Annotated in this window: 10 protein-coding genes; all 10 read right to left on the minus strand. The window is 47.7% G+C overall.

Annotated features, from left to right (window positions below):
* Positions 1 to 75 precede the first annotated feature (75 nt).
* Positions 76 to 645 carry a helix-turn-helix domain-containing protein gene (locus tag ASG16_RS11890; protein ID WP_056490736.1) on the minus strand — a complete coding sequence of 190 codons (570 nt, stop codon included), beginning with the start codon at positions 643 to 645 and terminating at the stop codon, positions 76 to 78.
* A gap of 168 nt (positions 646 to 813) precedes the next feature.
* Positions 814 to 1,413: a response regulator transcription factor gene (locus ASG16_RS11895; protein ID WP_056490739.1), complete on the minus strand. Its 600-nt coding sequence runs from the start codon at positions 1,411 to 1,413 to the stop codon at positions 814 to 816.
* The gene (locus tag ASG16_RS11900) at positions 1,410 to 2,552 is read right to left on the minus strand and encodes a sensor histidine kinase (RefSeq protein WP_048031211.1); all 1,143 of its coding nucleotides are present in this window, start codon (positions 2,550 to 2,552) and stop codon (positions 1,410 to 1,412) included. Before ASG16_RS11900 ends, ASG16_RS11895 begins: the two co-directional genes overlap by 4 nt.
* A 63-nt stretch (positions 2,553 to 2,615) precedes the next feature.
* Positions 2,616 to 3,674, minus strand: coding sequence for a Delta(5) desaturase DesA (desA, locus tag ASG16_RS11905; protein WP_056490744.1), 1,059 nt, complete (start codon positions 3,672 to 3,674; stop codon positions 2,616 to 2,618).
* Between the two features lie 223 nt (positions 3,675 to 3,897).
* Entirely contained in the window at positions 3,898 to 4,923 is a 1,026-nt protein-coding gene (locus ASG16_RS11910) for an ABC transporter substrate-binding protein (protein ID WP_056490747.1), read from the minus strand.
* 117 nt (positions 4,924 to 5,040) lie between these two features.
* A complete protein-coding gene (locus ASG16_RS11915; RefSeq protein WP_241970742.1) occupies positions 5,041 to 6,621 on the minus strand; it encodes a helix-turn-helix domain-containing protein in 1,581 nt (526 codons plus the stop codon).
* 122 nt (positions 6,622 to 6,743) lie between these two features.
* Positions 6,744 to 8,825 (minus strand): Fe(3+)-hydroxamate ABC transporter permease FhuB, encoded by a 2,082-nt coding sequence (gene fhuB, locus ASG16_RS11920; RefSeq protein WP_483296475.1) that lies wholly within the window; start codon positions 8,823 to 8,825, stop codon positions 6,744 to 6,746.
* On the minus strand, positions 8,825 to 9,844 hold the full coding sequence (locus tag ASG16_RS11925; RefSeq protein ID WP_056490750.1) for an ABC transporter substrate-binding protein: 1,020 nt from the start codon (positions 9,842 to 9,844) through the stop codon (positions 8,825 to 8,827). The genes fhuB and ASG16_RS11925 overlap by 1 nt, the downstream gene beginning before the upstream one ends.
* Positions 9,845 to 10,324: 480 nt before the next feature.
* Positions 10,325 to 12,202 (minus strand): FtsX-like permease family protein, encoded by a 1,878-nt coding sequence (locus ASG16_RS11935; protein ID WP_056490754.1) that lies wholly within the window; start codon positions 12,200 to 12,202, stop codon positions 10,325 to 10,327.
* A gap of 13 nt (positions 12,203 to 12,215) precedes the next feature.
* On the minus strand, positions 12,216 to 12,983 hold the full coding sequence (locus ASG16_RS11940) for an ABC transporter ATP-binding protein (RefSeq protein ID WP_056490757.1): 768 nt from the start codon (positions 12,981 to 12,983) through the stop codon (positions 12,216 to 12,218).
* Positions 12,984 to 12,990: the final 7 nt, after the last annotated feature.

Genomic DNA, 12,990 nt, shown 5'->3' on the forward strand with positions numbered 1-12,990 from the left:
AAAACCCTCTAGCAACCATTCGGTCGATAAAGGGTCATAGTCGTGGCAGTCTATGAACATACAGGGGATTGATATTTAAACCCCGTATTTCAATATAATATGGAGCACAACAAGCTCGTCGGACTGATTTATATAAGAATGTGTGCCATCTGCACAAAAACTAATTGAATCATACTGATTTAAGACGTATGACTCATTATTTACATGAATGGAAAGGGTTCCTGACATGACTGTCGCAATTTCCGTTGTATTGTGGTGATGCTTCTCCGGATAGTATGAGCTATTCGGTTGTAAATAAGCTCTATACGTTTCCATTTCACTACTTACGTTTTGAAAGATTGGCTCAATGACCCACTCTTTATTATCTCCAGCAATTCTGAGTCCCTTCCCGGCTCTGGACAAATTCACACTGTTTTCCGTTGAGAATAAAGCCAAGAGTGGTATAGATAAGCATTTCGAAATTTTCCACAACACCCCAATTGTTGGGTTGGTTTCTCCACGTTCAATATTTCCAAGTGTCAGCTTGCTCACACCGGATAGTTCTGATAAATCTTCAAGGCTCAAATGCTTCTCTTTACGAATTTTTTTTAATACCCCTCCAACCTGTAAAACAACTTGTTTGGGATCATCGGTTTCTAGATTCACTTTAAGCCCCCCTTTGCCATAACGATGGAAACGATAAAAAAGATGCGATTAGCATTTCATATACGATGGTGGATGAAATCATACTAAATATACCAGATCATCAATCATAACCCCATAAAAAAGAAACCCTTCCTGCCAAAACAGAAAGGGCCTCCTCCAACAGATCTGCTACTTAAACCAGCCTTTTTCCTTGGAATGCATAATCGCCTCGATCCGATTGCTCACACCGAGCTTGTCGAGAATGACGGAGATGTAATTCCGCACAGTCCCTGTCGTAATGTACAGTTGGCTGGCAATCTCCTTGGTGTTCTTCCCGTCAGCGATCAAAAGCAGGACTTCCTTTTCCCGCTCCGTCAGCGGATTCTCCTGCCCGTATGCCTCATCGACCAGCTCAGGCGCATAGATCCGCCGCCCTGCCATAATGCTGCGAATCGAGCTGGCCAGCTCCTCGCTCGGACTGTCCTTGAGCAAGTAGCCGTTTGCACCTGCCTTCAGTGCTCGTTCGAAGTAACCTGGGCGGGCAAAGGTCGTGAGAATCATCACCTTGCAGCCGCTGCCTTTCAATTCCTCGGCAGCATCTAATCCGCTTTTGACCGGCATTTCGATATCCATGATGCAAATGTCGGGTTGATGCTGATGCACGAGCTTGACCGCATCCTCACCATTACTTGCTCTTCCGACGACCTTCATATCCTCTTCCAAATCGAGCAGGGAAGCAAGGGCTCCCAAGAGCATCCGCTGATCCTCTGCAATAACAATGCGAATCATCCTCCCGCCTCCTGTTCTGGTTGTTTGAAGACGTTGGGTACTCGAATCACTAGCTGTGTTCCAGACATTGAGGACTGGATTTCCATGCTTCCGTTGACAAATTCCAGCCGTTCCTTCATCCCGCGCAAACCGTTGCCTCGGTAGACCAATTCCTCTGCCATTCCAATCCCATTGTCCGTTACGCTTACGACAAGATCAGTACGGGTGGGTTCGATGACGATGGAGCAGGCGGTGGCATTGCTATGCTTCACAATATTGTTGACCGCTTCTTTCAGGCACATGCACAACACGTTTTCTGTCATCAGCGAAGTGTTGGTCAGGTTCGTGTCGCCTTCCAGCACGAATTCAATTTCCGCCGCCTTGAAAATTTGCTTGATCCGAAACATCTCATCTTCTAGCCGCGTCCCACGCATTTGCGTGACCATTTCCCGTACTTCTTTCAAAGCGATTCGCGCCGTTTGCCTGATTTCTTCCAGCTCTGTTCTCGCAAGAGCAGGATTTTTGTTGATCAGCTTGTTCGCCAAATCGCTTTTCAACCCAATCAAGGAGAGCTTCTGCCCCAACGTATCATGCAAGTCACGGGCAATGCGTTGGCGTTCCTCGAGCTTGACCAGCTCCGATATTCGCTTGTTCGCATGCTCCAGCTCTCCCTGCAACTTCTCTCGCTTATTCCAGTTGTACGTGGTCACGGGCAAGAGAATGACCGCAATCATGCTAACCAAAACAAACGGAAGCTGGCCAATCAATTGCGCGTTTTTGGTAAAAAAGCCGATGTTGACCGATATGGTGGTGCTAATCAAATGAACCGTGTACAGCGTAACAAAGCCGATCTTGTTCTCGATATTCCCGATAAAAAACGCCAGGAAGAGCGAGAAATACACATAGCCGAACATCAAGGTCATGGCGATGGATATGATAATCTGCACACTCGTCCAAAAGTAAATCAGCCAGCCCTTTGACAAGAAGGAGAATACATAGCAAATGAAAAACAGAATGATCATGATGATTCCGATCACCGCTTCGTACGTCGAGGATGACCGGAAGATGAAATAGAATGGCAGGATGTAGAAGACAACCCACACATAAGGGCTCAAGCCCGTATTTTTTTGTAGAATGTGATACCACTTCTGCTTCTGCATGCTTGCCCACCTTTTCTTCGCCACTCTCTCAAGTGTATCGGAATTCAAAGGTTTATGGCAGGCTTATTTTCCTTCCAAACTCGTTTGGGAGCCTTGGAGTGCATCCATGATCGCTTCGGATCGAGCAGCAGCCATTCGCTTGATGCCTTTGAAGCTCACAAAACGCTTGTTGCTCTCATCCCATAAATGAAAACGCAGGCACTGCACACTGGCCGCCAGTGTGATCGTTGTCGCCTTCTGAAGCGGCGGTGTCTCGTTATGTGCTTTTTCCAGGTTGTAATTCGGTACACGTGGGCTTAAGTGATGGACGTGGTGAAAACCAATATTGCCTGTGATCCATTGCAGCACCTTCGGCAGCTTGTAGTAAGAGCTTCCTTCTACTGCTGCTTTCACGTAGCTCCAGTCTTCTTCGTTCTCAAAGTACGAATCCTCATACGTATGCTGCACATAAAACAGCCAAATCCCAAACAATCCTGAGACAAAAAAGATCGGACCTTGAATCAGCAGGAATGCTTGCCAGCCAACCGCCCAGATTAAGAGCGCATAAAGACCGACCAGCAGCACATTCGTCAAATACGTATTCATCCGCTCTTTGCGGCGAGCTCGCTTTACATTAAAACGATATTGAAGCAAAAAGACAAAAATAGGACCCAAACCAAACATAACGATCGGATTACGATACAACCGATAAGCAATTTTACGCCAGGTTGGAGCTTCGAGATATTCATTAACAGTCAACATCCACAGATCGCCTACGCCTCGTTTGTCGAGGTTGCTGCTCGTTGCATGGTGAATATTGTGACTATTTTTCCACTGTTCATACGGGATGAGGGTAATCACACCGGTAATCGTCCCCACGATGTCATTCGCCAGACGATTTTTGAAAAAGGATTGGTGGCAGCAATCGTGGCAAATGATGAAGGTACGGATGACGAAGCCTCCTGCAACAATGACGATAGGCAGCGTGAGCCAATAGGACACAGACAGACTGAGATAAGCACCGTACCAGAGTAGAATCAGCGGAACTAGTGTATTGATTAGCTGTCGGATACTTTTTTTCATGTCTGCTTTTTCAAAGGGGGCAACATTCTTTTTCAACTCGGCAATATTGGCTTGATGCATCAATTGTTTCCTCCTCGTTCAGAGCGCATAGAGACATGGAATGCGCCGTACGCCTTATTCTACCCTTATTGTAGAAAATAGAATCTGTCCGCTGTAGTCATAAACGTCAAGTCGAGGACATGACAAATGTCATGGTTGAACAAACGAATGGAAAATTTAGGTTTAGTAAAAAGACCCCATCCATACTTCGGATGAGGTCTTTGGCTTTGATTCTTTATTCTTCTTACTTCACATCGAGGCGCTTCATGATATCTTCGAGCAGCAAATTCGCTGCCTTGATTCCGCCTGCTTTGTTCCAAACCGTTTCGTCTACTTGGTAAACTTGATTGGTCTTCGCCACATTCAGAGATTTAAAGACTGGGCTTTCCATCCATTTTTTCGCGTTGTTCGCAATGTCTGCGGATTCTTTCGTTGGCTCCGTTACCCAGTAGAACAGGATGTCGCCGTCCATAGCGGACATGCCTTCTTCACTGATCATTTCTGCAAAGTTGTTTACGTCCTGGGAAGCTGGACGTGCGAGTCCAAGCTGATCGAGCAGCACACCGCTAAAGGTATCTTTTTGATAGATTTGTACGCCTTTTTTGGAGAATTTCGCTACGGATACTTTCGTAGAAGCTTTAGGACCCAGCTTTGCTTTCGCAGCAGCTACACGGTCGTCGAATTCTTTCAGGACTTGCTCGCCTTCCGCCTTCTTGTTCAGTGCTTCTGCATAGAGCGTGAAGTTGCTTTTCCATCTTCCGGACAGCTCTTCAGAGAATACGGTTGGAGCGATTTTGGACAGTTGATCGTAAATCTTTTCATGACGTACTTTGTTTCCGATAATCAAATCAGGGCTCAGGCTTACAATCGCTTCGAGATTCGGCTGGTCTTCGAAGCCCAACACTTCTACGCCTGTCATCTCATCCTTGATGTGAGGATACCATGGATCTTCATCCCAGGACTGTACAGCAGCGATTGGCTTGACGCCAAGTGCTAGCAAAGCTTCCGTACCTTCATTTGTTAAAATAACCACGCGTTCTGGTGTTCCCTTAATCGGGGTGGTACCCATCGCGTGTTTCACTTCACGCACTTCATTGGAATCGGCTTGTGCTGGTGCTGGAGTAGCCTCAGTCGTCGTTCCCGATGCGGCTGGCGCTTGTTGAGCTTGGTTGGCATTGCCTCCGCAACCGGCAAGGACAACCAGCAAGCACAGCGCGAAGAAGCTGGTCATGATGTGGCGCATGGTACGTAAACTGGTCTTACTTTTCATATCGAGAATGCCCCCACTTCTGCTTATCAACTTAGTGATAACAATTATCAATTGATAGTATATAGAGACTCCTCTTACTTTTCTATGGACGTGATTGTCTAATTGCCATGGACCAGATTACCCCTGTGCGACCTGGAGAAAATACGCTGTGCTCCTTTGAATCGTATACTCTCTGCCAATCGGTCCCCATGGGTCCCATTCGTGATTGGCGGGATGGTACACTTTGTTTTCCCGCACTGCACGCAAGTCTCTCCACAGCGGGTTGTTCCACAGTGCTGCCACATGCTCCCGCTCACTCCAGAACACGAGGATTCGCTCCGGGTTCAATTTGATCAGATCGTTGAGGGCATTTGGTTGATAGGCCGCGTGAGTCACATTCGGGTCAGGCGCAAATCCAAGCTTGTGATAAAACAAGTCAGCGAGGGCGTGTCCCTTTACACCATACAGGCGCACCTCATCCGCAAGGACGCGAATCATCGTCCATTCACCCGCGCGTGTAACCGGCAACAGTGCATCTCTTGCTTGTTTTTCTACTTTGTCGATGTGCTTGATGATTTTCTCTGCCTGACTCTCTTTCTTAAAGAGCGTCGCCAATTTGGTTTGGTAGTCAATCCAGTTCGGATAGCCGTCAAAGGAGACCGTTCCTTTTATTTTCTCCCAGTCTCCTGCCTCCCGATTGTGGAAAAAATTCATCCTGACGATCACATCAGGCGACAAAGACAAAATCTCTTTCGGATCGATCAATTGCTCTGCATTCAGTGCTTTTGTCCCGCGCAGCTTTTGCTGCAAATAAGAAGGAAAGCCCGTCCTTGTTTCAAAGTAATTCGGGAAGGAGGGGGCAGCAATCGGCTGAATTCCCATCGCAAGAAAATGATCCTGCAAAAATAGTTTGCTGACCACGACTACTCGTTGATCACTTTGCTTCATATAAATTTGCGGCGACAATCCTTCTCGTTTTTTGAAGAGTCTACTAAAATACAGCTCATCGGTATAACCTACGTTACGAGCCACATCCTTCACACTTCCTCCAGAATGGGCAAGCAGCTCCTTGGCCTGCTCCATCCGCAACCCAGTCAAATACTCCCCAGGTGTCATTCCCGTCACACGTTTGAAAGCACGGCAATATGAGCTGGGAGTCAACCCCGCCAGTTTGGGCAAGCTCCCCAATTCCAGTGGCTCGCGGTAGTGCTTTTGCATGTAGGCGATCGTCTCCTCAATCGCTCCAATACCCTTTTCTTCTTTCTTTTTCTGTTCATCATGAACAACACCAAGCAGCTCGTAGAACAATGCTTGGCTCCGCAAAAAAGAAGAGTAGTCCCGCTTCCGTGTCAATTGCGAGAGCTCATCCAATACCATCAGAAATGAGGCGGGAGTAGAGACGGCCAACACCTTGACTTCTTTCCTCTCGGGAGCGCTCTCGTACTGATCGCGTCTCGCTTCCACGTAATGCAGCCTGTATATGTGCAACGGCCCTGATTGGAACCGCAATTCTTCTATCTTCGTCGTCGGGCGCAACAACAAGAGCTTTCCAGCGTCGAGCACCTGCTTTTGACCATCAACCGTAATCTCTGCACTTCCTTCTACCACATAGCAAAGAACATGGGTGTTTACCTCCACCTGACGCAGGTGAAAATTTTTCAATCGCTGTTTGCGAAAGGCGGTCATCAAAAAGCCAGGATAATCTTGATTAATCGTCAACAGATTCACATCCTTCTATCACCGGAAATAACAAGAAAAAAGTAGACAAGCTGATTGCCAGAATCAGCCTGTTCTACTTTCATCATGTTGGAGATCTTTCTATTTGGCAAGTACCTGCCTGTCTATTGTGAGGAACGAGTCGAACGGAACATCAGCAAGAACAGATATGGCGCGCCTAGCAACGCCACCACGACCCCCGCCGGAATATCTTTCGGGATCATGACGATCCTCCCCAGCAAATCAGAAGCAGCCAGCAATACAGCTCCAAGCATGGCTGAGACGACGACCGCACGGCGATGATGAGGTCCAACCAGCATACGTGCCGCATGCGGAGCGAGAAGACCGATAAAACCTACGGCTCCCACACTGGCAACTGCTGCTGAAGCGAGCAGCACGGCAATGACTGCCACAGACAACCTCGTCATCCGCACCTTTAACCCCAATCCCGTCGAGCTCTCGTCGTTAAATGACAAGAGGTCCACCCGACGTCCTAACCACCACGCGATCGGTGCTAGGACGAGGATCGTTGGCAAAAGTCGGCCTACTTCCATCCATCCCCGCCCGTATGTACTTCCTGCCAGCCAAGTGAGTGCAGGGGCTGCCAGGATCATTGAATGCACGATCAAGATATTGATAAAGGCGGCACCTGCGGCAGAAACCGCAATACCTACTAGCGTCAAGATGATTGGGTTGAGTCCCCTTCTCCAAGAGACCGCGTATACAATCGCAGCAGAGATGATTCCGCCTGCAACAGCCCCAAGCGGCATCCAAGCCGAGAGTTGGGGAAACACGAGGAGCACGATAATCGCCCCTACACCCGCACCGCTTGTGACACCGACAATCTGCGGATCTGCCAGCGGATTACGTACTGCACTCTGCATGAGACTTCCGCTGATCGCGAGTGCCACACCGGCCAACATCGCTGTCAACAGTCGCGGCATCCGAAGCTCAAACACCAATTGACTGTACATCTCATTTCCTTGTCCCATGAAAATGGCGATGATCTCGGTCCACGGCAAGTACATGTTTCCGCTAGACAGGCTGAGCATCCAAGCGACCACGAGCAGCACAGCAAGCGTGCACACAATCAGCGGATACGAAACTTTGCGTTGTGCTCCGCCGACGCTCATCGAGCCCCCCGTTCCAGCACTCATACTGCGCGAGACACGCAAAGCCAGCCAGATCAGCCATGGTCCGCCAATAGCTGCCGTGATGGCTCCTGCCGGGAGTTCACCATAATGATTGATAAACATACGTGCAATCGTATCGGAAGCGACAAGCAGCGCTGCCCCCCAGATGGCACATAGTGGCAGCAGCCATCTATGCTGCGTGATACCGGACAATCGCACCAGATGCGGAGCCACGAGTCCGATGAAACCGATAGGCCCGACCACACTGACACTAACGCACGTAACCAAGATCGCAATAAACATGGTGAAAAGCCGTGTTTTTGCCACCTTTTGCCCCAATGATTTCGCCGTTTCTTCATTAAGGCTAAGTACATCGAGCTGTCTGGCCATGAAAAAGCTGACCAAAATCCCAGCTACAATCAAAGGCCAACTGAATTCTACACCCGACCAGTCATTTTGCTTCAAGGAGCCTGAGCCCCAGAGAAAAATGCCATTTGTCGTTTCTTCATTAAACAAGATGATGGCACTCGTCAAGGAGGAGTACACCAAGGTGACAATCATCCCGGACAATGCCACACGCACTGGCGTACCTTTGCGCCCGCCAGACATGAAGTATACGGTAACGGCTGCAAGTATTCCTCCCGCCATCGCAAACGGAAGCGGGTGTTCATGCAAGAATGATGGCCAAAAAACCATCCCGAACACCACGAAGAAGTAAGCACCCGCATTTACCCCCAATGTCGTTTCCGAAGCGAGCGGGTTTCGTGTCACCGTCTGCATCAATGCCCCGGCAATAGCCAATGCTGCACCAGACAAAAGCCCCATGACCGTTCTTGGAAGCCTGACACCTTGTATCATATGGTGATCAGAAATGTCTTGCGGAGCAATAATGGCCTGTACGACAGAACGCAGAGAAATGTCTGCCATCCCCTGTGTCAAACTGACAAATGTAAGCACTAACAGAGCGACAAGTCCACCCCCTAACATCAAGAACAATCTCCAGCCCCCTCTTTGTGAGGAAGTGGCTGGAGTGATGTCAGTTCGTGTAAACATTTTAAGTTTGGCTAAACTCATTATTTTGCCAACAGATCTACAGCTTTATTCGCGAGAATCTTTGCAGACATGGTACCACCATACGGCCACAGATCTCCGCCCAGAGCATAGACGCGATTTTCTTTCACAAAAGTGAGACCGTTCCAAACAGGGTTGTTCTTCAATTGATTCTCAATCACGTTGTCATCATTTTGAATGATATGGAGGAAATTCGCATCCTGCAACGCTGGAAGTGCCTCCACATCTGCCAGTGTCATTCCTGTTTGCTCAAATTTCTTAGGCTTATACTTGTTTGTCAGACCAATGTTAATCAAGATGCTTGCTGCTGTAGAGTTATCCGTAGACAAACGGAATTCTACCGCATTTTGACTGCTGTAGCCCATCGCGAGGACGAATGGAACTTTATCTGCGCCAGCTTTGGTCAGCTTTTCTTTTGCTTCCGCATAAGTCTTGTCGAGGTCTTTCAAAGCGGCTTCGGCTTCTGCATTTTTACCCGTGATATCCGCAATTTGCTTGAAGATCTCGATCATTCGATCATACTGTGATCCCTGCCCTTCAGCAGGATTCGTATCAAAAGCAATCGTTGGGGCAATTTTGCTCATTTCGTCGTAATTCGCTTCTACATTTCGTTTAATACCGATAATCAAATCTGGCTTCAACATCATAATCGATTCCAGGTTCGGTGAAGTACGACTCCCTACATCCACTACTTCTGGAGCAATCTCCACAGGGAGTTTGACCCATTTTTTCATATTTGGAATATCTGCAATCCCTACAGGCTGAATACCAAGAGCCAACAAATGCTCTGCTGAGCTCCATTCCAATGCAACGATACGCTTAGGAGTGCCTTTGATAGTCGACTCTCCCATCATGTGCTTCACTGTGCGCACTTGCTCTTCAGCAGGCTTCGCCGCATCAGGCTGAGCTGTAGCAGCTTGGTTGGAACCAGATTGTGCAGTTGACCCTGCATTGCCGCAAGCAGCGAGTAGCAGCATCGCAGACAAAAATACAAGCATTACTGGTAATTTCATAAGACGCATGAAAAAATTCCCCCTTACTTTTCTAGTTGTTACTTCGAATGAGAAAAGATGTTGCATGATGGTCATGATTTCCAATCGATCATTGATTATGATAATGATTATCATTATCCTTGTCAACAACGGGATGTGTTCATTATTTTTGGCTTTCCAACTGTTTTGATTTGAAGAACGCTTCTTGAAGCGGCTCTCCGTTTTTTACAATAGCTCCGTAGAAGAAGCGTATTTCCAGTCCAAGCGCCTCTGCAGCCCGACAAAGCGGAGGGCTGAATGGAGGGAGTGCTTTTAGCTTCAACTCTGCGAATACCTCATCGAAACTGCTACTTTTGAAGCGGCTCCCGCCATTCAGCCCGGAGCGGACAGTCCAACCCACAGCGGGGCGTAGGCCGAAGCGTAGACTGGAAATGGGCTTCTTCCCCACAACAGCTCCGAATAAAAAGCAAAAAAATCCCCCTCAAATGAGGAGGATTTCTTCGATTAACATTACACTTCTTTTGGCAACACAATTCCACGATAAAGCTGAACCGTGATGTAATAGTAAATCGCATAGATCACAACGAAAATCAGCGTTGGAATCCAGATGTTCAGATACGGATCCAAGAGGATGAACGAGAACATCTCCATACCGATCAATACGTGCATCAGACCGACTATCGCCGGGAAAATGAATACCATGAACAGCTCTTTATAGATCGAGCCAACGAGCAACGATTGACGTACGCCGATTTTTCGCAGCATGCTGTAACGGTCTTTGTCACGGGAAGCACCGGACAAGATTTTGAACATTAGGCAGCTCGCCATCATCGCCAGGAAGGCAATGCCGAGGAAGAAGCCCATGAACATCGTCCCGCTTGTGAAAATATACATGCCCGCATACGTGCTGTATTTGGAAGATGTGTATACGTCTTTCGCTTCTACATTTGTGATAGACCCTATCAGTTGCTTTTGACGCTCATCCATTGCTTTTAATTCCTGCGTGTATTTCAAATAGTCGTCTACCTGGGCAAGGAGAACCTTGTGTTCACTTCCAGCGGTTTGCTCATACGTCGCCTGATCCACAACCAGAACAGATTTGCCCTCAATCATCTGGTAGTTGATAAAATTGGTGAATATCGCTTTGTCCCAATCCTCAGGAATAGCATCGTATTTACCTTTGTCTTCTTTTGACGCACTAACGATATACGTTTCTTTCGGAAGCGGATCTGTCACAAGTTTTGGCTGGTTGTCAGCAGAGTAATTTTGAATGCTGTTCGTGGAAAGCAACAGCGGATTTGCCAGCAAGTCTTCCTTCAAGTAGTAATACGCCTTGTCGTCGACCTTGTATCGATACGTATTTTGCTCCATGACGTTCATTTTTTTCAATGCCTGATAATCCGCTTCTACCGGATCATGCAGATTCACGTCATACATATGGAACACCGTGGTAAACAAATTGACGTTTTGCTGGAAGGCCAAGCCTCCTGCCATCGCCCCGACACCAAGCCCGATCAGCATGGCTACTGTGCCAAGGATTTTGGTCAGGTTGTTCACCCGAAAGCGCAGTTGAGCAAAGGTGAATGCGTTCAACTTGCTATCATTCAGCTTTTTATTTTTCTTCAAAGCCTGTACAAGAACGGGCAGCAACGAGATGAATATCAAGTACGTCCCGATTGTGCATGAAATAGCGCCTACGATAAAGCCGAGTGCTTGCAGGTACATAATCAAGTGCAGGCATGTATAGCCCAGAGCCAACAGGATAACACCAAGGATAGCGACCAAAACCGCTCCGATTCCTTTTGACTTGATTTTGTCATTCTGTTGCTCGGCACGGATGAGAGCGAGCTCAGTTGCACGAGCCAAACGAGCCGCATTGATCGTGGATGTGATGATAAACAGGATGAGGAAGAATCCCCATGTCATCCAAATCGCTGGCAGATAAAAAGGATAGTACCCATCCGTGGAAATCTCCAGCAGGTTCATGAGCAAAACGCCGATACCGCTTGCAAGCGCAATACCAACCAGACTACCGATCACCAGGGAAATAATCCCCATCGTCAATGTTTCCAGGAACAAAATCTGGCTGATTTTGCCCTTCTTCGCCCCTAGGACCATGTACATTCCGAGCTCTTTGCGCCGCAGTGAGAGTAGGAATGAGTTGGCATAGAAGATATAAAAAATCGTGATAAACGCCAGCAGGAATGCCCCTACATTGAAAACGATCTGAATCGAAGAGATCATCGAGTTGTTTTTCGTGTAATCAGAATTGAGGGCAAGCGTCTGGAACATGTAAAAAATCGAAATGGAGATGACCAGACCCACGAGCAGAACCAGATAGTCCTTCATCATCTTCCGCATACTGGACAAGGATAGCTTGAAAAGCATGAAACGTTACCTCCTAGCGTACATCATGTGATGCACCCAGCTCGGCCAGTACATCCAGAATTTGTTTGAAAAATTGCTGACGATCCCCCGTACGTTGAATCTCGGTGTACAGCTTGCCGTCCTGAATGAACAGGATACGTTTGCAATAACTCGCAGAAAAAGCATCATGCGTAACCATCATGATTGATACTTGGTGGTTCTCGTTCAAATCTGTCATCGTTTCCAGCAAGCTTTTCGCATTCTTCGAGTCGAGGGAGCCTGTCGGTTCGTCCGCCAGCAAAATCGCCGGATCATGCACAAGTGCGCGTGCTGCTGCTGCGCGTTGCTTTTGCCCTCCAGAAATTTGAACCGGATATTTTTGCAAAATCTCTTCGATCCCGAGTGTTTGTGCCACTTTACTTACTTTGTTGCTGATCTCTTTGGAAGGGACACCTTGCAGGGACAGCGGCAATGCAATGTTTTCATATACGCTTAAATTCTCTAGCAGATTGAAATCTTGAAAGATAAAGCCGAGCTTTTGCGAGCGAAAATCTGCGAGCTGGTTACGCTTCATCTGTGTAATGTTCGTTCCCGCAATTTCAATAAAGCCTTCCGTAGGACGATCCAGTGTGGAAATCACGTTAAGCAGAGTCGTTTTACCCGAACCGGATGGCCCCATGATTCCCACGAACTCTCCTTTATCTATGGTCAGCGATACGCCTTTTAAGGCATGCGACTGGCTCTCGCCTTTTGTCCCATATATTTTCTGAACGTCTTTTACTTCTAGTACAGCAGTACTCATGCTACGT

It is taken from the genome of Brevibacillus sp. Leaf182 (assembly GCF_001423865.2).
Classification (GTDB): Bacteria; Bacillota; Bacilli; order Brevibacillales; family Brevibacillaceae; genus Brevibacillus; species Brevibacillus brevis_C.

What these genes read in the sequence shown, in the direction of transcription:
- ASG16_RS11895 (WP_056490739.1), bottom strand. Translation starts at nt 1,413, where the DNA reads ATGATTCGCATTGTTATTGCAGAGGATCAGCGGATGCTCTTGGGAGCC.
- ASG16_RS11900 (WP_048031211.1), bottom strand. Translation starts at nt 2,552, where the DNA reads ATGCAGAAGCAGAAGTGGTATCACATTCTACAAAAAAATACGGGCTTG.
- desA (WP_056490744.1), bottom strand. Translation starts at nt 3,674, where the DNA reads ATGCATCAAGCCAATATTGCCGAGTTGAAAAAGAATGTTGCCCCCTTT.
- ASG16_RS11910 (WP_056490747.1), bottom strand. Translation starts at nt 4,923, where the DNA reads ATGAAAAGTAAGACCAGTTTACGTACCATGCGCCACATCATGACCAGC.
- fhuB (WP_483296475.1), bottom strand. Translation starts at nt 8,825, where the DNA reads ATGAGTTTAGCCAAACTTAAAATGTTTACACGAACTGACATCACTCCA.
- ASG16_RS11925 (WP_056490750.1), bottom strand. Translation starts at nt 9,844, where the DNA reads ATGCGTCTTATGAAATTACCAGTAATGCTTGTATTTTTGTCTGCGATG.
- ASG16_RS11935 (WP_056490754.1), bottom strand. Translation starts at nt 12,202, where the DNA reads ATGCTTTTCAAGCTATCCTTGTCCAGTATGCGGAAGATGATGAAGGAC.
- ASG16_RS11940 (WP_056490757.1), bottom strand. Translation starts at nt 12,983, where the DNA reads ATGAGTACTGCTGTACTAGAAGTAAAAGACGTTCAGAAAATATATGGG.